The organism is Limimaricola pyoseonensis (genome assembly GCF_900102015.1).
In the GTDB taxonomy this organism is placed as follows: domain Bacteria; phylum Pseudomonadota; class Alphaproteobacteria; order Rhodobacterales; family Rhodobacteraceae; genus Limimaricola; species Limimaricola pyoseonensis.
Genome location: NZ_FNAT01000007.1, coordinates 151,389 through 171,114, shown reverse-complemented (window position 1 = coordinate 171,114; position 19,726 = coordinate 151,389). Strand labels below are relative to the sequence as shown.

Annotated in this window: 14 protein-coding genes; 6 read left to right on the top strand and 8 right to left on the bottom strand. The window is 64.8% G+C overall.

The features are described 5' to 3' along the window. Positions 1-349 precede the first annotated feature (349 nt). Together BLT43_RS14770 and BLT43_RS14765 are read left to right on the top strand one after the other, a co-directional pair. On the top strand, positions 350-3,706 hold the full coding sequence (locus BLT43_RS14770) for a glycosyltransferase (RefSeq protein WP_090114056.1): 3,357 nt from the start codon (positions 350-352) through the stop codon (positions 3,704-3,706). Continuing rightward, positions 3,703-6,192, top strand: a complete 2,490-nt coding sequence (locus BLT43_RS14765) for a DUF3131 domain-containing protein (protein ID WP_131802663.1) — start codon at positions 3,703-3,705, stop codon at positions 6,190-6,192. The genes BLT43_RS14770 and BLT43_RS14765 overlap by 4 nt, the downstream gene beginning before the upstream one ends. A 226-nt stretch (positions 6,193-6,418) precedes the next feature. Here BLT43_RS14765 and BLT43_RS19195 read toward each other — a convergent pair whose 3' ends face one another. Beyond that, positions 6,419-6,595, bottom strand: coding sequence for a hypothetical protein (locus BLT43_RS19195; RefSeq protein WP_165612629.1), 177 nt, complete (start codon positions 6,593-6,595; stop codon positions 6,419-6,421). 41 nt (positions 6,596-6,636) lie between these two features. Then, the gene (locus tag BLT43_RS14760) at positions 6,637-6,921 is read right to left on the bottom strand and encodes a hypothetical protein (RefSeq protein ID WP_090114054.1); all 285 of its coding nucleotides are present in this window, start codon (positions 6,919-6,921) and stop codon (positions 6,637-6,639) included. A gap of 232 nt (positions 6,922-7,153) precedes the next feature. On the opposite strand from BLT43_RS14760, the gene BLT43_RS14755 reads away from it, so the two are divergent. Then, positions 7,154-7,609 carry a hypothetical protein gene (locus tag BLT43_RS14755; protein WP_090114053.1) on the top strand — a complete coding sequence of 152 codons (456 nt, stop codon included), beginning with the start codon at positions 7,154-7,156 and terminating at the stop codon, positions 7,607-7,609. Between the two features lie 1,281 nt (positions 7,610-8,890). Here the strand turns inward: BLT43_RS14755 and BLT43_RS14750 are convergent. From BLT43_RS14750 to BLT43_RS19190, 4 genes are all read right to left on the bottom strand, one after another. Next, the gene (locus BLT43_RS14750; RefSeq protein ID WP_207497580.1) at positions 8,891-9,451 is read right to left on the bottom strand and encodes a c-type cytochrome; all 561 of its coding nucleotides are present in this window, start codon (positions 9,449-9,451) and stop codon (positions 8,891-8,893) included. Next, positions 9,448-10,542, bottom strand: coding sequence for a hypothetical protein (locus BLT43_RS14745; protein WP_090114052.1), 1,095 nt, complete (start codon positions 10,540-10,542; stop codon positions 9,448-9,450). The genes BLT43_RS14750 and BLT43_RS14745 overlap by 4 nt, the downstream gene beginning before the upstream one ends. A gap of 134 nt (positions 10,543-10,676) precedes the next feature. Further along, on the bottom strand, positions 10,677-11,996 hold the full coding sequence (locus BLT43_RS14740) for a GAF domain-containing protein (protein WP_090114051.1): 1,320 nt from the start codon (positions 11,994-11,996) through the stop codon (positions 10,677-10,679). After that, the gene (locus tag BLT43_RS19190) at positions 11,993-12,526 is read right to left on the bottom strand and encodes a hypothetical protein (protein ID WP_090114050.1); all 534 of its coding nucleotides are present in this window, start codon (positions 12,524-12,526) and stop codon (positions 11,993-11,995) included. Before BLT43_RS19190 ends, BLT43_RS14740 begins: the two co-directional genes overlap by 4 nt. 277 nt (positions 12,527-12,803) lie before the next feature. Between BLT43_RS19190 and BLT43_RS14730 the strand changes: the two genes are divergently transcribed. The 3 genes from BLT43_RS14730 to BLT43_RS14720 all read left to right on the top strand — a co-directional run bounded on the left by BLT43_RS14730 (position 12,804) and on the right by BLT43_RS14720 (position 16,260). Then, the gene (locus BLT43_RS14730) at positions 12,804-14,180 is read left to right on the top strand and encodes a sulfotransferase domain-containing protein (RefSeq protein ID WP_090114048.1); all 1,377 of its coding nucleotides are present in this window, start codon (positions 12,804-12,806) and stop codon (positions 14,178-14,180) included. A 13-nt stretch (positions 14,181-14,193) separates the two neighbouring features. Then, positions 14,194-14,418: a hypothetical protein gene (locus BLT43_RS14725; protein ID WP_090114046.1), complete on the top strand. Its 225-nt coding sequence runs from the start codon at positions 14,194-14,196 to the stop codon at positions 14,416-14,418. 876 nt (positions 14,419-15,294) lie between these two features. Further along, a complete protein-coding gene (locus tag BLT43_RS14720) occupies positions 15,295-16,260 on the top strand; it encodes a hypothetical protein (RefSeq protein ID WP_131802662.1) in 966 nt (321 codons plus the stop codon). Between the two features lie 808 nt (positions 16,261-17,068). On the opposite strand, the gene BLT43_RS14715 is transcribed toward BLT43_RS14720, so the two are convergent. Both BLT43_RS14715 and BLT43_RS14710 read right to left on the bottom strand, forming a co-directional pair. Beyond that, the gene (locus tag BLT43_RS14715; RefSeq protein WP_131802661.1) at positions 17,069-17,881 is read right to left on the bottom strand and encodes a hypothetical protein; all 813 of its coding nucleotides are present in this window, start codon (positions 17,879-17,881) and stop codon (positions 17,069-17,071) included. Positions 17,882-18,402: 521 nt separating this feature from the next. Continuing rightward, the gene (locus BLT43_RS14710; protein WP_090114041.1) at positions 18,403-19,440 is read right to left on the bottom strand and encodes a hypothetical protein; all 1,038 of its coding nucleotides are present in this window, start codon (positions 19,438-19,440) and stop codon (positions 18,403-18,405) included. Between the last annotated feature and the right edge of the window lie 286 nt (positions 19,441-19,726).

Genomic DNA, 19,726 nt, shown 5'->3' with positions numbered 1-19,726 from the left:
GACGACAGAGCTCGGTTCCGTGCGTGCAATGCAAGCTTACCTCCATGACACACCTTCTCACGGGCTACGATTCGTAGACTCTTCGGACGGGATCCTGCCGCGACACAAATCACTGATATTGCCGAAACTGTTTCGCTGGACTCGGTGGAACTTGGCTATTGGTTGGCCAAGTCCGGCAGAAATATGTCCGTTGCTGGACCGCACCCCATCCACGCCCTACCAGTGACACATTCGCGCCAAGATCACTGACCGGCAGAATGCGGAGCCTGGCACGCGGGGACCTTCCCTCCTCGCGCGCTCGGATCGGCTTGGCGAACTGGTTTCCAAGCCCTGATCCCGGTGAGCATCCATGCCCGCACGCAATCCCGATTTCGTGGTTCCCCGCGTCCTGCGTGGCCTGCCGGCAGCTGTCTTCTCGGCCCCCAACTCGCAGCGTGGCGTCTGGCTACGACGGCTGGCGCTGGCCGCCTCGATCTTATTCGCGGTCTGGGCTGCGCTGTTCTTCATCGAGATCTGGAACGCCGGCCGCCTCGCATCCGTCAGCGCCCCGCAGGATGCCATTCATCCGCCGGGCCTTGATGCGCATGTGCACTTGCACGGTCTCGAGCCACCGAGCCCGCATGCGGGTGGCGCGGCCTGGCAGCCCGCCAGCCAGCCGTCCACGGATTGCCCCGAGCCAGGCACGAAACCCCGCCGTCCGGTCTTCGCCTTCGCGCCGTCGTCCTCGCCCCATGCGCCATTCTCTCTCGAGCGCGATTGCGGCCTGATCGACGTGCTGCTGCCCGAGTGGGCCACCCTCGAAGTCCTGCAGGATGCGCCGCGTCTCGACATGGAAACCGAAGCCGCGCGCATGCCCATGGCGCAGGCCGCGCCCCGTGGCACGGCCATCTGGCCCGTGGTGAACGTGACGCCTGGCTATCTCGCCGCGTTCGTGCGGTCGCCTGGGCAGTTGGAGATCGAGTTCGAAGCCCTCGCGGCCGAGGCCCACCGGCAGGACTGGCCGGGCTACTGTCTCGACTTCACTGCGCTGGTGGGCTCTCCGCTCTCCGGGCGCTCTGCGCTGCTGCGCGAGTGGATGCGACTGACCCGTGCGAACGGGATGGAGCGCTGCACCATCTTCCCCGCGAACACGGAGGCCGCACTCCTGCAGATTGCCGGTCGAACGGCCGACTTTGTCATCGCCAAGGGATTCCAGGAGCCTTGGATCGGAACCGCGCCGACCGCCCTTGCGGGACGGGATTGGTTCGCGTCCGAGATCGGGCGAGTGCAAAGGCTCGTGCCGGAAGACCAGCTGGTCGTAGCGCTCGGCGCAGGCGCCGTCCTGTGGCATCCGCAGGTGGCCCAGCCCGAGCGGGTCGGGTTTGCCCATGCGATGACCGAGCTTGCCCTTGCTGACGGACGGATGTCGTTCAGCCCTGAAGCAGGCAACAGCTTCGCGAACTGGCGCGACGAGACTGGCGGTCGCGTCCGGGCTTGGCTTCTCGACCTGGCCTCGTTCGACAGCCAACTGCGCGCACTCGAGAGCCGGTCCGATGCCGCGGTGGCGGTCTGGGGACTGGGCCTCGAGGATCCCGCGATCTGGCCACGTCTCGCGGGCGCATCGGATGCCGCCCTGACCCGCGTCTACTTCGATAGCTATGTCCACCAGCTGGGCGAAGGCCCCTTCGTGCGCCCGGGGCCTGTCGCCCGGCACGGTGTGCGCCAGATCACGCGCGACCCGGTCTCGAACGAGATCACGGAGTTCGATTACAAGGTTTTGCCACGGGCCGCACTTGTTGAGCTCTACGGTCGCGGCCGGCCCGACCAGATTGTCCTGACCTTCGACGACGGCCCCGATCCCAGGCACACGCCCGCGATTCTTGACGCGCTGAAGGAGAAAGGCGTCCCGGCTTCCTTCTTCGTGTTGGGCCAGAGCGTCGCGCAGTCACCCCAGATCCTGCGGCGCATCCTGAGAGAGGGCCACGAGATCGGCTCGCATAGCTACTGGCACCCGAAGATGAGCGCGATCTCGGAGACCCGTGCCCGGCTGGAGATCAACTCGACGCAGCTCGCCATCGGAACCGCCAGCGGGGTCTCGGCCCGGCTCTACCGCGAGCCCTACATGCGCAGCGGCGGGCCGATCCATCCCGCGGAACTCGCGACGCTGCGCCCCTTGCACGAGGCGGGCTACGTGATCGCGGGTATCGAGGTGGTGCCTTGGGACTGGACAGCAAGCTCGCCCGAGGCGCTGACCGACGAAGTGATCGCACAGATCGCCCAGGGTGCGGGCAACGTGGTGCTCCTGCATGACAGCGGCGGCGACAAGAGCGTCACCGTCGCGGCGGTGCCCATGATCATCGACCGACTGCGTGCGCAGGGCTACGAGTTCACGACCTTGGCCGGTCTTCTGAACACGCCCGCTTATACGCTGATGCCGACCGCGCCCGCGCTGTCGCACTCGCTGCACGGGCTCTCGTTCCAGGTGCTCGGCAATGGCTGGACCATCCTGGCCGTGGGCTTCTGGACCACCTTCGCGATCGGCGTTTCGCGATCGGTCCTCCTGCTGGTGGCTGCGCGGCTGCGACGCCGACATGTGGCGCCCCTTCTGTCCGCCGGCGATAGTCCCACCGTGGCCATCGTCGTCCCCGCCTACAACGAGGCGCGGGTCATCACGCAATGCGTCTCGAGCGCCCTGGCCAGCGCCTATGACCGCCTTGAGGTCATCGTGGTCGACGATGGCTCGACCGACGGCACCGCCGAGATCGCGCGGGCGGCCAGCGCCGACCCGCGGCTGCAAGTCATCCGCCAGGCCAATGGCGGCAAGGCCAGCGCTCTGAACACCGCCATCGCCGAGAGCAACGCCGAGATCTTCGTCTGCCTCGATGCCGACAGCCAGGTGGATCCCTATGCCGTCGCTCGCCTGGCGCGGCACTTCCGGGACCCCGAAGTGGGCGCCGTCTCCGGCAAGGTGGTGGTGGGCAACCGCACCAATTGGCTCACCGGGCTGCAGGCCCTGGAATACATCACGGCTCAGGGGATCGAGCGGCGTGCACGCGAGCGCTTCAACGCCATGCCGGTCGTTCCGGGCGCGCTCGGAGCCTGGCGGGCCACGGCCGTGCTCGAGGCCGGGATCTACTCGTCCGAGACGCTGGCCGAGGATGCCGACCTGACGATGTCGGTGATCCGCTCGGGCTACCGGGTGGTCTACGACGAAAACGCGATTGTCACCACAGAGGCGCCTTCCAGCCTTTCGCAGCTCATGACCCAGCGACTGCGCTGGTCGCTGGGCATGTTGCAGGCGAGCTGGAAGCATCGCGGCGCCTGGCGGGATGGACCGGCGCTCGGGGTGATGACGCTGCCCGATCTCGCGCTCTCTGGCTACCTGCTGCCCTTGCTGGCCCCGCTTGCCGATGCCTTTTTGGTGATCCACCTGTGGAGCTGGTTGCAGTCGGACGGGACCGTGCAGGCCTCGTCCATGGCGCTGATCGGGGGGTATGCGCTGCTGCCGCTTCTCGAGGTGGCGATGGCGGCCGCGGCGTTCCGCTTCGATCCCTCCGAGAGCCGCCGGTTGCTCCTGCTCTTGCCGCTTCAGCGCCTCATTTACCGTCCGATCCTCTACTACTGCGTCTACCGGGCCTTGGGGCGCGCAGCCTCGGGACGTCTGGCGAAATGGGGACGGATGCAAAGAGAGGGCAGCATGCTGATCGCAGGCCTGCGCCGAGCATGATCGGCCGCCGCGACCTCCTGAAGGGAGCGGGCGTCGTTCTGGCAGGGTTCGGGCCACGCCCAGGCTGGGCAATCCCCGCCGCGATGCCGAGCTATACCGTCCTGCGGGACATCGCGGCGGGCACATCGCCCGAGGCGCTGCGGGCGGTATTGTCGGCGTTTGAGCGCCACGGCCTTCCGGTCACCTGCCTAGTGACGCTCGACGCGCCGGAGCATGGGGTTTTGACGGCCGACAGCCCCGTGGCCGAGGTTCTGGCGGACATGACACGGACCGCACCGGGTCTGATCGAAATCGCGCCACATATCAGCGAGCTGGCCACGCTGTCGAGCTACTTCCAGGCGCGCCGGGCCGCCGAGGCCGTCGCGCGCCTGAAAGGACTGCTCGGGGGAGCGGAAAACGAAGCAAGGCTTACTTCGATCGCCTGCGACAGCCCGGCCCTCGCGCAATCCCCACAGGGCCTGCGCGGGGCGGGCCTGCGCACCGTGCTCCTGCTCGCCGAGAGAAGCCGAACAGTGCGCAGTGAGCGCTGGCCGGATGGCACCGTGCGCTTTCTCGGCGGAGAACGGATCGACCTGGGCGAGGCGCGTTCGCTCTACTGGCAGATCCCGGCGGAACAGAGCCAGGCCCTCTGGACGCTGTCGATGACGGATCTCGATCGCCAGAGCCCGGCACAGCTTGCGGCCGAAGCCGCTGTCTTCGCCAGCCAAGCGCTCGCGGCCGAGTTGCACCGCGGCCTGTCGCACCTGACGCTGTCGGAGGCGCAGCTACGCGACGACTTCGGATACCGCCGGGACTTCGTCCTACACCTGCTGACCAACTCCGAGACGAGCGAGGCATTCCTCACGCTGGGTAAGCAGCTGTCAGCCGCCGGCATTCCGCATGGCTACAGCCTCAAGCGCGATCGCGGTGAGGGCACTGTCATCGCCGAACTCGAGGTCGACCCGTCCATCGCGCCGGCACGCGTTGGACGGGTCGAGCGCTTGACCGAGGGCCGGTCACGCACCAGCCGGACCATCGAGTTGCGCGCGGGTCCATCCGGGTTCAGAGGTCTAAGCGAAGACAACCGACTGGTTCTGCCGGCCACGACCCTGACACGGCCCGAGCAGGTCTTCGAGCTCGAGCACCTTGCGCACGATCTCGAGGATACGGTCTTGGTGGTCGACACGGATGGCCTGGAGCACGAGGCACACAGGACCGTCCTTCTGCGGAGCCTGCAGAAACTGGGTGACAGGCCGGGGCTGCATCTGGCGTCGATGCCGGAGGCCGTGGCCCGCATGCTGCCGCAAAGCCCCTACATCGGTCACCACCGGCGCACCGAGCACTATTCCGCAGCAATCAGACAGCCAGCGGGAGAGATCGCGCCTGAAGAGCGTGCCGCCTTGCTCGAAGATGCGAGACGGGCCTGGCGCTACTTCGAGAGGTGGACTCATCCCGCCACGGGACTCTGTCCCGCCACCGCCTATGATGGACCGGCCGGGCGGCGGCTGCACGAGGCGGTCACCATGTGGGACGTGGGTAGCCACATCAACGCGCTCATCGCCTCGCATGATCTCGGCCTGATCGGGCGCGCCGAGTTCCGGGCGCGCAGCGGCCGTATCCTGCCCCAGATCGTCGGCCGGCGTTTCAAGGGCAGGCTGCTGCCGCAGGGCTGGATCCGCACCGATCGCGCCCGATGGGGCACGAAGGACTTCGATGCCTGTGATGCCGGCCGGCTGCTGGCCGCGCTCTACGCGCTCGAGAACCACCCCTCGGCCGGAGCGCGGCCGATGGAGATCGTGCGGGGCTATGATCTGGGCGACATCATCCAGGCGGGCGAAATCCAGAACGTGACCGACGGGCTGTTCCATAGCTCCTATCGCTCGCATTGCGCGCACTACGCGGCTCAGGCCTTCCGGGTGTGGGGGTTCGATGCCCGCTCGCCCTACGAGGTCCTGACGGGCCGCTCGCGCGCCGACGGTCAGATGGCGCTGCTCGAGGTCTCGGGTTTGATCGGGCCCCTGGGCGCCGAACCCCTGCTGCTCGAGGCCATTGAACTCGGCATGTCGCCCGAGAGCGCCTACCTTGCAGACGTGCTGTTTGGCGCACAACTCGAGGAATACGAGACGACCGGGCGACTGAAATGCGTCTCCGAATGCCCGATCGATCGTGCACCCTGGTTCCTCTACTCGGGACTGCAACTCGACGCGGAGGACCGTCGCTGGGCCACTGACACGGTCAGCGGACATGCCCGGCATCGCTCTCAGGAGTTCGGCGCCGCCAACGCGGTGATCAGCAGCAAAGCGGCCTACCTCTGGGCGGCTTGGCGCCCGCACCCCTATAGTCAGGCACTGATCGACCATGTGCGCGCCAATGCGCGTCAGGATGTGGGGTTCTCGCCGGGAATTTATGAAGCGGACGATCGCGCCATGCCCAACTATAGCGACATAAACACCAACGCGATCATCCTGCAGTCGATAGCTTATCGCCTGACGGCTGCAAACAAATAAGTAATTCGTTTGTCCAACCCATACGTCTACTACTTGTAGTTCCGCGTTTCTTTGACGCCCTCGTGCCTCAGTTTTTGGCCACTCCCTTCAAATCTTTCATGAGCTTGGCATAGAGCGCAATTTAGGCACGGAGGTGTAGCTCGGGCCATATTGGGGTGACTTGCCGCCCAGCGCAGCGCTCTGGGCGTCTTAGCTACTCTTCGCCGTGGCCCTATTGCTCCATCAGTTACCGCCACACCACCACGTCGCCCGGCAACTCGATTGCGTGCGCGATCTCGAGCACGTTCTCCAGCAAACCTACCTGTTCGGCTACGACTGCCAGATCGCGGACATCGACTAAATAAGCATGCTGCGCGGCGGCTTCCCCAAGCCATGCGGCAGAGGATCCGACGAACGCGAACACAGAGCCCCCGCCTGCATCACTCACCTCGCGCTGAAGCCCGTCTAGCAACTCGTGGGGACCGCCGGATCGTATGACCAGAGGCGGCGCATGGCGATCGAGAAGAGCCAGCACTTCCTCCCCTTGCGACAATCCTGACGTGCGGCGAAGACTGCCCGAATAGTCGCTGGGATCACGACAGTGAGGTCCAGTTCCACGAGCAGATGCAAGTGTCGGGCGATCCACAGGCTGTGGATGGGCACCGCGTCTAGCACCACCAGCGTGCTACGGCTGCCTTCTCCCCTCTCTATCGCTGCAAGCAAAGCATTCCTCGTGGCGGTCTCGTCCATGACAAGCTCCTCCCATCGAGTTCTCGCTATGCTCGGACCATAGCACAACCATGGCAGGCACGGGAGAGAAGCGACGATCTCGCAAAAGACTGGGCGAAGTGTAGGAAGCGCTCATACCGCCCAAAGGTGAAACTACTGTCCCTGGGGCACCAAATGCACGGTCGCGGCGCCACTGACTAACAAGAGGCATCCCGGCGGCGCCGAAGGCCGCGCAACCAATCGGAGACGCCCCATGACTAAGAGCCCCACCGCAGAATTCCTCAAGCTCGCCCTCGCCAACGGTGACCTGACCCAGCGTAAGATCGCGCAGAAGGCCGGACTACCTAAGCCAAACGTGCTCTCGATGATGAAGACTGGCGAGACCAAGGTCCCGCTAAATCGCATCCCGGCGCGGGCCGAAACCTGTGAGGTCGATGCCGCCACCTTCATCCGCATCGCCATGACCGAATATCACCCTGACATCTGGCGGGTATTGCGGGAGGAGCTTGGAGGGAACCTGACTGAGAGCGAGGTAGAGCTGGTCGAAAGCTGGCGCCACCTGACGGAGCGAACCAGCGGCCCCCGTCCCTTCCACGAGCAGAAGCGGTCGCTTGCGACCATCATCGTGCAGCTGTCGCGGTTGGCCGAACACTTCAGCGCCGAAGAAGAGAAGGAGCAGGACCTTGACCGGCTCTTGGAGGACATCTGAAGCTGAGAGAACAAATAGGTATCAAGGAACAAACAAGCATGAGCTTGAACCACGATACTTGTTCTGAGCTCGCCTTCGGCGAGCGGCGCCCTTCGGGCGCGCGCCGACTTCGTCGGCGGGTTTCACTGTTTGCCAATTAGTTGTTTATTGGTTGTCCACGGCCTCGACGAGGCCTTTGGAACTGCTCTATCCCCCGCCAACTCCAGTAACGCTCGGACAAGAGCTGATCGACGTTCTATATCGACCCTGAAGCTGGCGGGGGATGTTCTGTAGTGCCTTCGTCACTGGCAGCCATAAGAGCCAAGCACCTCAGACCAATTGGTGCAGCGGGCGGCGTCCATGCTCCCGCATTAGCTCCGACATCCTGGCCCCTTCGGGCCAAACGCGGTTGTAGTCTTTCGACTACGCCCCGAGCCACGGCTTATGTGCCGACCGTAGCCCGGGAGGAGGTTGAGCGGCGCTCAGAGCCTCCATCCTTTACGAGCTGTTGCGCATGTCGCGCCGGGGCTCACCCCGTCGGCTTCGGCTGCCTCATAGTGCCGGTCATGTTCCCGGTATCACCGTTAATCGATATAGGGCCGATATGCTCACGCTGCTGGCCGCAGCGCGTCACCAAGTGTCACGCCCAGATATGGGAGGTCCAGCGCGAGCGATCAACAGGCTGATCGCCAAAAAGGTGAGGCCGAAAATGACTGCAACCTAGCACGTTCCGCCTGAAGGCGATTAATGCCTGCACCACGCGAAGTCCTAGAAGATCCGCACTCTCTAAGAGGCCATGCCTCTAGCTAAAAACTCCTTAGAGCTGGCATCCTTGGAACCCCAGCTGTCCGGACCGGCAAGACGCGCACCGTTAGCCTTCACCGACTCCTCCTTGCGGCGCGAAAACCCAGACTAACAAGCTAGTGGTTAATAGGGGTCCTGGCTGTCACGCCACTCACTAGCGCGCTCGCCAAGACCCTCCCCAAGCCTACACACACACGTCCGGTTCGGGTGACCAAAGGGAAATCATGGCCTCGTTTCTCTAGCAACCTGTCTATATGACTGATGCCGGGTCCCCCGCGCGTAAGAAACGAACACTCTAACCGCTGCCGCATGCCCCGCTGCGTTCTACTCAACGGCCCGCTCCAGTCGATCACGGCCAATAACTACTTCACGGATCGCAGCGTGCACACTCACTGAAACTTCGGGACATCATCGATGGTCGGGTTGGAGGATGCCCCGACAAGGAACAGGCCCGGCGCTCGCGCACCGGGCTGTTGTCGGACCCGGGAACCCACTGCCCTACTGGACAGGGGCCAAGGGCTCGGGCACGGCGTTGCGGATCGAGGGTACTTGCTTGAGATAGGCGTAGATGGCGCCCAGATCCTCGTCCGTCATGTTGCGATAGGCCGGCCAGGGCATCGGCGGCAGGATCGGCCGTCCCTGCCCCTTGTGCCGTCCATTGCGGATCGTGTCGACGAACTGCGCCTCGCTCATGTCGCGCAGCACCCCGGTTTCCGGGTCGGGGGTCAGGTTGGCGGTGAAGCTGACACCCCACGGCCCGGCATAGGCGGTGTTGGTCGGGTTACCGGCCCAGACCCAGGCCTCGGACAGCTCGGGCTGCGCGTCGACCTGCAGATCCGCCGGATGCCCCGACAGCGCGCGGCTCATGTCAGGCTCGGGCCCGTTCGCCCCCAAAGCCCAGGGGGTGTGGCAGTCATGGCAGCCCGAGGTGTTCACGAGGTACTCGCCGCGGGCCACCGGGTCGACCTGCTGAGCCACGAGGCCGTTGCTAGTGAGCGCCACAAGCAGGATGAAGCTGAGCCCGAGAAACATTGTGGCGACGGCTTTGAGGAACATCATCTGAGGTCTCCTTCGATGTGCGGCGCGGGGTCCTCCGCGCGGGGTTGGTTGGCGATCCATCGCGCTAGCAGCGCGAGGGCCTCCTCGTCGACGAGAGCGGTGCCGAGCGGCGGCATCTGCAGCAGCCGGTCGCGCGAGCCCGCCCGGTGCAGCAGCGCGCTGGCCTCGGGCGCACCGGGCGCGATGCGCAGCCCGACGCCCTCGGGCAGCCCGGCGGGCGGGTCCTTCAGCGTCACGCCGAATGCGGTGGCGCGCACGGCGGGGGTCGCGTCGTCCAAGCCATGGGCGAGGTCGAAGCCAAGATCGGCGAGCGCGCCGCGATCGTCGTGGCAATGTCCGCAATTTGCGTGCAGATAACCCAGCGCCGCGCGCTCGACCGGGTCCGCGGCCGGGATGCGCGGCGCGAGGCCCGCCGGAACGCCCTCGACCAGCCCGCGCTCCACCAGCGCCGCGAGGTCCACCGCGCCCGCGGGCAACGGCTCGGCATGCGGCGCCGCCGGGTCGCGGTCCGGCGAGAGCTGCAGCGCCGAGAAGCCAAGGACCGGGGCCGGCCCGCTGCCGTGGCAGACCCGGCAGTCCGAGCGGCCCGGGATCGCATGCGCGCGCCCGCCCTGAAGCGGCCAGGCCCCGGCCCGGCCGCGCTCGGGGGCGAGCGGCGCGTCCTGCCCGTCGGCGCTCCATTCATAGGCCGCGAAGACCCAGCGCCCCTCGCCGAGATGCTCCATATAGCGGGTCTCGACCGGCTGGCCGTCGAAGGCGAACTCCTTCCAGAACCGCGTGCCCGCTGGAAACAGCCAGCGGTCGGGGTCGGAGGCGTTGATCCGCGTGCCCGGCGGCAGCGAGATCCAGCGCCGCTTCGCCGCGCCGTCGGTCCAAAGCGGGTATTGCGGCGAGAAGGCCAGATGCGCCGGGTCGACGCTGCGCGTCGCGGGGTCGGCATAGAGCCCGGTCGCGAACAGGTCGGGCGGCACGGCCTCGCCGAAGGAGGGCCGGACCGGCTCGGCCAGCGCGGCGAGCATGGCCGAGAGGGCCAGCGCCGCGCCCAGCGTCGCGCCGCCGCGGCGGGATCCTGCGAGGAATGGAGCGGACATCGGTGCGGGTCTCCGTTCGGCCCGCGCGACGGCTGCGGGCGGTCTCGACCCGAGATACGCCGAAACCCGCATCCGCTCATCGGAAGTGATTGCTCCGGAAATCTGAAATGTTTCTTAACGCTGCCCGACCCCGCTCAGAACTCTTCTAGGGCCAGCGTGCCGGCGACGTCGAAGCGGAAGCGGCCCCGGCCCGACCGCTGGATCTGAATGCAGCCGCCGCGCTCGGCGAGACGCCTCTGCAGCAGCAACAGTCGCGATTCCAGGTTGTCGAAATGCGCCGGCAGTTTCAGCGCGGCGTCGAGCCGCAGCTCGCGGTTGGAGAACTCGGTCCGCCCGGTCGTGGCGTGCTCGGTCGCCAGCTTCCAGAAGATCGCCCCGGCCACGCCCTTGATGAGGTAGGCCCCGTCGACGAAGACCGTGTCATCGAAGCGGTAATGGCGCAGCCGCAGCGGCCCCGTGCATTCCGTGATCTCCGTCGGGCACGGCGCGGCCGCCTCCTGCGCATCATGCCGTTCCAGCAGCAGCCGCATGCCAAGGCTCTGCGCCACCAGTTGTAGCGCGTCCTCGTCGTCATAGCCGAACCGGTTGCGCTGCGGCGACTCAGCGAAGAGCACGCCGACCGTCTCGCCCATCGGCCTGAGAGGCAGCGCGATCTGGCTGAGCGGGGCCTCGAGGCCCGGATAGGGGATCGACGCGAGCGGCACCGCATCCTCGTCAAGCCCAGCGGCCGAGCGCACCGCCTCACCATAGCTGTATTCGGCGGCGAGATGGCCGATGCGGATCGGCACGCCCTCCGCGGCGGCGACCCCGATCACGCCCTGCCCGAGAACGACCTCGAAGCCGATCCCGGTCGTCGGGTAGCCATGCGATGCGACAGTGAAGAGCCGCCCGGCGGAAGGGTCGAGCATCAGCACCATGGAATGGCCGATCCCCATCTGCCGCTCGAGCGCCTTGAGGAACCGGTCGAGCAGCGGCCCGGCCTCGTCCGCCGTCGCGAGCTCCGCCGCGGCCCGCCGCGCGGCGCTGAGCGGATTGCAGGGCCGCACCACCTCGAGCCGGCGCGACGGCAGGGGCTCGATGGCGCGGACCTCGTAGATGTCCGAGCCGAGCAGCCGGAAGACCGCTTCCATGCGGCTGTGCGAGGCGATCCCGGCGAGCTTGGCGCGCATCGCCTCGAACAGCGGGCCGCTGGTCCGGGTCTCCTCGTAGTCGAGGTCGAGCCGGTACTGGGCATTGCTGTCGGGATCGATGACGATCACCGAGGCGGCCCTGGTCGCGAGCACGTTGCGGCGGGTCTTGTTGAAGAACTGGTAGGACAGCGCGACATGGCCGGGATCGACGTAGTGGACCTGTGAGATCTCGGAGACGTTTGGCGTTCCCTCACCGTCGGCGGTGGCGAGGAAGGCGGGAACCACCCCTTCGAGGCAGTTGCGGATCTGGTCGAGCGTGGTCACCGCGCGGCCTCCTCCAGCCGCTCGCCGGCCTTCGGGCCGGGGGTCTGGGTGAAGGCCGCGCAGGGTACGAACTCCACCGCCACCGCCTCGGTCGGGTCGAAGCTGCAATAGGCCGTGGCGAAGGCCTCGCCGTATTCGGCGTCGATCAGTTGGTCGCGAAAGGCGCGGAGCTGGCGCGTGGCGACGCGCAGGTCCTCGGGCTGCGCCGCGAGCAGCACTGCGCCGTCGCCCTTGATCTGGATCGAGCGATGCGTCGGCACCTCGGAAACGGTCAGGGCGATCCGGCTGTCGCGCATTAGCCCGAGTAGCAGTTCCGAGTTCGAGGGCCGCGACAGCAGCACTCGGACCCGCTCCGGCCCGATCACCGTGCAGCCCAGCGCCACGCCGGCGAGCGGGCGGTCCAACAGGCCGGTCACGCCGAGAATGATGCTTGCGCCGTGCTGGCAGAAGGCTTCGACCAAGGCCTGCGCCTCGGGCAGCAGTCCGGGTTCGGCGGCGATGGGGTCTGCGGGGGCTCCGGCGCTCGGCATGACGCGACTCGCGGCAAGACCTCTGGGGGGCAAGACGGTCGCGCAAATCTTACCGGAATCATAACCGCACTGCGAGCCTGCATTTGGCCCTCGGGCGGCCCTCCGAGCATCCGCTTCTGAGCAATCTTTCAAGGTTCTCCGAGCCACCACTGAACTGCCGTGAGCCCGGGTCCGGGCGTAGGACTGAGGCTACTGGTCGGGCGTCGTCCGCCGGTTCCGCTCCCTGCCCCCGCGCCCCGGCTGCCCGGTTGCGCGGGACCTGCCGAAAGGACCGAAGATGGCCGCTCGCTTCGCCTGGCCCCGCAAGACCCGCGACATCCGCAATCACCATTTCGACTCGACCGTCTGGGACGAGTTCACGTTCCGCGAGGGCGATATCGTCATCGCCTCCTACGCCAAGTCGGGCACCACATGGACGCAGCAGATCGTCGGCCAGCTGGTGTTCGGCGGCGACCCCGCGATCCGGGTCGCCGATCTGTCGCCCTGGCTCGACCTGCGCGTGCCCGAGAAGTCGGCCAAGCTCGGCCTGCTGGCGGCACAGACGCATCGCCGCTTCGTCAAGACCCACCTGCCGGTGGACGCGCTCGTCGTCTCGCCCAAGGCTAAATACATCTACATCGCGCGCGACGGCCGCGACGTGGCCTGGTCGCTGCACAACCATCACAGCCGCGCCAACGCGTTGTGGTACCAGCTGCTTAACGACACGCCGGGCCGGTTCGGCCCGCCGATCGGCCTGCCCCGCCCCGATCCGCGCGCCTATTTCCTCGACTGGCTCGACGGTGACGGTCACCCCTTCTGGCCTTACTGGGAGAACATCCGCAGCTGGTGGGCGATCCGCGACCTGCCGAACGTGCTGCTGCTGCACTACGCCGATCTAAAGGCGGACCTGCCCGGCGAGGTCGACCGGATCGCCCGGTTCCTCGACATCCGGGTCGACGACGTGACGATGCAGCGCGTACTGGAGCATTCGAGCTTCGCCTGGATGAAGAGCCATGCCGACCGCGCCGCGCCGCTCAGCGGCATCTGCTGGGACGGCGGGGCCGGCGACTTCATTCACAAGGGCACCAACGGTCGCTGGCACGACGCACTGATCGCCGAGGACTGCGCCCGCTACGAGCGGCGCGCGCTGACCGAACTCGGCCGGAGCTGCGCCCGCTGGCTCGCCCAGGGCGCGCACGGGCTGAACGCCCGCACCGCCCGATCCTCACACCACGAGGGACCACCGGCCATGGCAGGTCACGACGGGATCGAGACGCCCGGTGATGCACTGCCGCGCCTGGCAGGCCTGACACGGAGACCACGATTTGCGGCCCCCCCCTTCGACCGCCGCCCCGCTGCGCGAAACGGCGACGGCTTTGATGGGCAGGGAAATTCACCCGGTGCCCGGGCGGGTGACCGGAGAATGCCCACCCGCTTCGGGACCCCGGCCATGGATGTCCCAGATCAACGGAGCATAACTATGAATTCTCGACGCATCCGCCTTTCACACCTTCGTATCTCGATGGTCGCCCGGTCCGAACGCATCGCGGACCTGCCACCGGAACCGCTCGATCACCCCGCGCTGAAGGATCTAGGACCCCGGGAGCTGGCGGATCTGCCGCTGCCCCGGCCCATCTCGACGGGGCGCGACCACGACTTACCCCCAACCGTTTGAGGAGAGCGTAGCCATGATACTTTTCGCCAAGACCATATCACCCGCTCGGCTCGCATTTGCCCATGTCTTGCAACGGTCGAAATCTCCGATCATGGATCTGCTCCGCATCACGACCGACAGCCACGCGAGGCAAGGCGTCGACGACCTCCCCGGCAGGATTCAGGCTGATATCGGCATGATTTCCAACGCGGGGCCGACAATCCATATCGACCGGCACGGCACTCTCGTCCGGTACTGAAAGGACGGCTTCGCGCTTGGCAAGAGGCGCGAAGCCGCCATTCTTGGAAACACCGGCGATCGAGACAACCGGAGGGGCAGCCCAGCAGAGTTGCCATGCGGCGTTGCGTTCGCCTCTGGTCGATCACCAGGCGCGGCGAGAAATCGAATGAGGCGCGCCGCCACGGTGGAGACGCGACATGTCACGGCGTTCGTATCGAAGAGACAGGCCCTGTTCGGCCGCTCGCCTCGCACAAGACGGGGCGGACGTTTTGGAACGGACAATGTCCGATTCCTTGGCTTAACTCAGCTGCTCATGGCCTGCCGGTTCCGCGCACAAACCGCATTGGGAACTGCAAAGGTGTTAACGCGCTGCCAGCCACATGCACCTCATTCGCCCTGGGGTTGCGCGACAGTCAGGGCATGAAGTCCTAGAAAAATCAAGGGCCTCACATGAGGCCACCCCTACGTGAAAGCGTGCGGAAACGCACAACCTTGTAACCGTCATGAACCGGGGATGTAGCCCCGGACCCGCGCTACTGCGCCGAGAGCACGCCCTGCACGTCACCAGCGCCGCGGAGTCACGTGCCAGCACACCAGTGGCATCGGCCTTATCTTGTCTTTCTGAGCGCCCGCATTACAAGATCTAGGCGCCCACGTAATAAGCGCCACACATGATGGACAGATCGAAGCGGAGTAGCCTGACAAGAGCCCGCCTTTAAGCGCTTGCCATGACGTATAGCAATCCTGTTAAAACCGCCTGAGTTGTATCAGCTCGTGGCCTAGAAGGGGCCTTATGCACTTTTAGGGGACCGCAATATGTGGCGCCCAGCTTTGACCCCGTGATTTGAACGATCTCGAGGGCACGAATGATAGGAAGGCTCCGAAGATAAAAAAAATGCGCCAAAATTACTCCATCGCCCTTATCGCGCTCACCGCACTGGCGGCCTGCGGCGGCAGCTCGGGTCAACCCAACACTTTGCCCGACACGCCCGGTGCTCCCGACGTGCCCAACAACACCTCGATTCCGGGCATGAGCGACCCGCACTATGAGACCACGGTCGGCATGAGCTACAACCAGAGCACCGAGGTCTCGAGCCTCGCCGTGATCTCGGATCGGGATGGCCCGGAACAGCGTACCGGCAGCATCGCTCTGGTTCCGGCCGGCTCTCGCGATCATGGCTACATGTACGACGTCGATGTCGCCGAGCTGGCCGTGGATCCCAAGGACGACTCCTTCATTGACCGTGCCGAGGCCTATCTCCACGCTGCCATCGGGGAAGAGTTCGTCGCGGAAGGCATTACCATCGTCGGTGAAGCCATTCTCGGCGACGGGAAACGGATGCTGATCGCCGAGCACGAGTTCATGGGGCGGCGTTTCTACATCCCCGCCGACGGATCGCCCATGCGGATGGGTGCCTTCTCGACCAGCTACGACGATGACGACATGGTCGCGCATGCCGTATTCGGCATCGAGACCGAGATGGCCGACGTCGCCCGGCAGACCGGCACGGCCAGCTTCAGCGGACTGTCGGAAGCCTCTGTGCTCGGCGGCTCGGTCGAGAGCAACTATCGCGGCACCTCGCAGGGCACGATCGACTTCGAGACCGGCTCCTTCTCGGTGAGTGCCAGCTTGCGCAGCGACGCCGACAACGAGATCAGCGTTACCTCGAACGGCATGATGTCCGATGGCGGCGAGATGGAAGGCCTGATGATCGCAAACGGCCTGCTGGCTGATGGCGGCCGGGTCGATGGAGCATTCGAGGGCCAGCTCTTCGGTTCGAATGCCGACGACATCGGCGGCACCTTCTCCGGCGGCACGGGCTCGACCAACATCGCCGGCCAAATGATTATGTCGCGCTAAGATGTCTTAGCTAGCAGCTGGGTCAGTCGGCACAACTGGCCCAGCAAATAAAGGCGGCACTCCAACTACTACGTAGGAGATGCGAGTAAAAACCGAAAACCAGCTGGTCAAGGAGCTGGACGGCTCGATATTTCTAAGCACCGTTGCCGCCCAACTTAATAAAAGCCCCACCCCTGCTTTAGATCATTGCATGTTCGATCGCTGCAACGGGGTCAATGCAATAGGCGTTGATGATGTGACCGCCCCCCGACGGCATCGGTGCGCAAAGGTGGGTTTGCAACAATCCACATAGGGGGACGACCATGTCGGAAATTGCTACAATCGGTCAGGCTCTGGCGAAGAACAAACTGGGACAAACACTGCGCCTGCATCTGATCGCTCCCCACACCTTCGACTAAAGTGCGGCGCGCGAGACCACCGTCCCGTCTTGGTGATCCCGCCCCTACGCACGTTGCGTGCTGTCGGAATGCCCGGCGGGTGTGAACTCTAGCGCGGGACTTGAGCGCACATAGTGAGCTAGCTGATCGAGGTGGTAGGCATCACTCTATTCGCTTACGACGTGGCCGCGCTTCGGGCCGGGGTGCTCGTGTCATGGCAGGCCGTCTGAAGCGCCAGAAAGGCTCACAGACACCCTTGGCCACGAGTCCACTGTCTGCATCCTTCTTTGGAAGAAGAATGGATACTGGCCTTGCTTTCAACGCATTCTGTTTTGGAGACATTGATGATCTGACACACCCAGACTTGCGCAAGAGCGGCTCCTTAGCGGGCGAGACTCTCATCCCGCCCACCTGATCTTGTCAGGTCAGCGCTAACGCCCGAGCAGCATCTGACCAACGATGCTGGCCGACCCCATTTCATCGTCGATGTTGCCCGAGAAGGTGCCCCCGACATGGGTCGCCTCGGGGCCGTACACCTGGCCGTCGAAGACCCCTTCGAACTGTTCGCCGTCACGGCGGGCGTTGATAAAGGCCGCCTCCGTGTCGATCAGCTCACCATCGGCAGTCACCGTGCCCCACGCCTGCACGCCGAACGACTCCCGGCTCTCCGGGTTTTGCCTCAGCGTCGCGGCAAGGCCGAAGTCCCCGTTGACGAAATCCACATGACCGCCGGAAGCGCCGCGATAGGTACCCGAGCGACCGGGACCTCCATCGGCATCGGTCGCCACGACGGAAGCTTCGGCCCACCCCTGGAAACGGAAGCCGTCCTTCACGTTCGCGATCTCTTCGGCCAGTGTTTCGCGGCCGAATATCGCATGGGTCACGAAATTCTCGTCGTGGTTCGAACTCAGGGCGCCGACGAAAACATCGGAGCCCTCGGGAGGCAGATACAGGCGCCGCCCCATGGACTCGTTCTCGACGATCAGGATGCGGTTGCCGTATTGATCCTGATCTTCCACCACCGTGGTGGATCCATTCTTGAAGAACTCGTCGCCAACCGGCACCTGGATGTAATCCGTGTCATCGGAGCCGTCCCAGGACACGGCGAGTTCGACCGTATCAGTCGCGTATTTCGCGCCATCCCGGTCGGACCCAGTCACTAGGGAAACGCTTCCCACGCGCTGGCTCGCGCCATTGGCATCAATTGCCGATACGCTAGTGACCTGAGCAGGCTGGTCAGCCACCAGACCCAGAGATTCCTGATAGTGCGCAGACCGCAGATCTGGGATCGGCTCATAAGCAGGTTCAGGAGTAGGGTCGACTAGAGACGTGTCCGGCAGGGTGTTTGAACCTCCGCCACTACAGGCGGCAAGGGTCGTCGTAGCCAAAGCAATAAGAACCGCGACCGGGCTAGATCTTCGCATGAAAGTATCTTTCTAACTTTATTTGTATTGCGCAATACCTCAGGGAGGTCAAAATTGCAGTAGCACTAGAACCGCTCGCGGCTTCCCGCTCAAGAGAAAACCTAGAAAACGAATGCATCCTTACGCTTGGTAATGCACGAAAAATCAAACCGACTGCCCAGTTATTTCCCTCAGGAGCTTTCCACGGCGCCACTGTGTAAATATATTGAAAATAGGGGGCCGATCGATTTTACCAGAATCGCAAGCGCCACCCGCAATTCTATATTTAATTTATAGCTTGAAATTTATAAATACATCTGCCAGTCAATTTAAGGAAATAATAGTAATCATTTTTCTTCCTTCTAAAATTTGAAACTAGGGAAAATTAAGCCAATCGAGAAGCTTTCATCATCGTAAAGATCGGCCGTCGAAGCGGTATACTCGTAATCCAGGCTGACGGAGAAGAGATCGGTCAGTTCGGTGGAGAGCGACAGCGTGGTCACGTGATCCTCGCGGTCCTCGCCGAAGAACTGACCGCCCGCCATGTAGCGATGCGAAAGGCCCACCGTGGTGAGGCGATCAAAAGCCGGCCGCGTCAGCGAGACGGAGCCATCGGCCAGCGTGGTGTGCTCGCCCTCGATCTCTTCACCTAGGCGGAAGGACAGGCCGAGAGCGCCCACTTCCTCGATCGCGCTGATCAGCGCCACGCCGGCGGTAAGCTTGTCGTAGTCCTCTCGGAACGCCTGCTGGGCCTCGAGCTTGATCTCGTGCTCCGCGAAGGAGGAGGAGAACATCTGGCTGTAGCCCAGCGAAGCATAGGCTTCCTCCAGCTTCGAGCCCTGATCGAGAACCCGCACGCCGAGGCAGCTGTCGATCCAGTTCCACTGCGAGACATGCGAGGCCAGGCAGTTGTTGGCGCCGGCGTATTTCTTGTCGAGGTCGTGCTCGAAGGAATACTGGTAGGCCAGCTGGCCGCCGAAGGAGAGAACGTGGCCCTTGGCGACGCTGTAGTCGGCGCCAGCTATGAGTTGACCACCGAGAAGAAAGCCCTCCTTCGCCCGGTCGTTCTCGTCGATGATAAACTCCAGACCGCCAAGCGTGATGCTCTCGGCAGGGATGCCGCTGTTAATGTTGCGATCGTGCTCGACAAGCGGCTTGGCGGCTACGAAGCCCCGGATGCGCTGGGCGCCCTGCCCCTTCTTATGCAGTAGGCCATCGCTGCGCATGAAGGAGCCGACGAACTTTTCGCTACCGCGCGGCCGCGCCTGCAGGACGGAGTAGACGGCCAGCCGATTGGAGCCGGAAACCATGGCGCTTTCCCAGCGATGCTTAAGCGCGTCCGCCGCAAGGGCGGAGGGAGCAGCAGCGGCTAGGGCGGCGATTAGGAGGGCGTTCTTCATGTTATGCTTCCTTGTCAGGCGGGGCGAGAAATGCCGCCCCGCCGATCGTTTTGAGTGGTCAGTCGCGCTCGGCGATGAAGATGCCCCTCAGCAGGGTCGACTGGTTCTGGCTGTCGATCAGCTCCACCTCGAGGGCTCCGCTGGCCGCTTGCCTCGTCGAAGTGCCACGCCGACGGGCGCCCGGCCGCGAAGATGTCGGGGTTCGAACCTGGCCGAAACCGGCTCGGCCGCCGCAAACGGCCTCCCGGCCTTCAGCATCCTGACCGCGATGCTAGTCGAGACGCTC

Excerpts from the sequence above, each read along its gene's own strand:
- BLT43_RS14770 (WP_090114056.1), top strand. The coding sequence starts at position 350 with ATGCCCGCACGCAATCCCGATTTCGTGGTTCCCCGCGTCCTGCGTGGC.
- BLT43_RS14765 (WP_131802663.1), top strand. The coding sequence starts at position 3,703 with ATGATCGGCCGCCGCGACCTCCTGAAGGGAGCGGGCGTCGTTCTGGCA.
- BLT43_RS14760 (WP_090114054.1), bottom strand. The coding sequence starts at position 6,921 with ATGGACGAGACCGCCACGAGGAATGCTTTGCTTGCAGCGATAGAGAGG.
- BLT43_RS14755 (WP_090114053.1), top strand. The coding sequence starts at position 7,154 with ATGACTAAGAGCCCCACCGCAGAATTCCTCAAGCTCGCCCTCGCCAAC.
- BLT43_RS14750 (WP_207497580.1), bottom strand. The coding sequence starts at position 9,451 with ATGATGTTCCTCAAAGCCGTCGCCACAATGTTTCTCGGGCTCAGCTTC.
- BLT43_RS14745 (WP_090114052.1), bottom strand. The coding sequence starts at position 10,542 with ATGTCCGCTCCATTCCTCGCAGGATCCCGCCGCGGCGGCGCGACGCTG.
- BLT43_RS19190 (WP_090114050.1), bottom strand. The coding sequence starts at position 12,526 with ATGCCGAGCGCCGGAGCCCCCGCAGACCCCATCGCCGCCGAACCCGGA.
- BLT43_RS14730 (WP_090114048.1), top strand. The coding sequence starts at position 12,804 with ATGGCCGCTCGCTTCGCCTGGCCCCGCAAGACCCGCGACATCCGCAAT.
- BLT43_RS14725 (WP_090114046.1), top strand. The coding sequence starts at position 14,194 with ATGATACTTTTCGCCAAGACCATATCACCCGCTCGGCTCGCATTTGCC.
- BLT43_RS14720 (WP_131802662.1), top strand. The coding sequence starts at position 15,295 with ATGCGCCAAAATTACTCCATCGCCCTTATCGCGCTCACCGCACTGGCG.
- BLT43_RS14710 (WP_090114041.1), bottom strand. The coding sequence starts at position 19,440 with ATGAAGAACGCCCTCCTAATCGCCGCCCTAGCCGCTGCTGCTCCCTCC.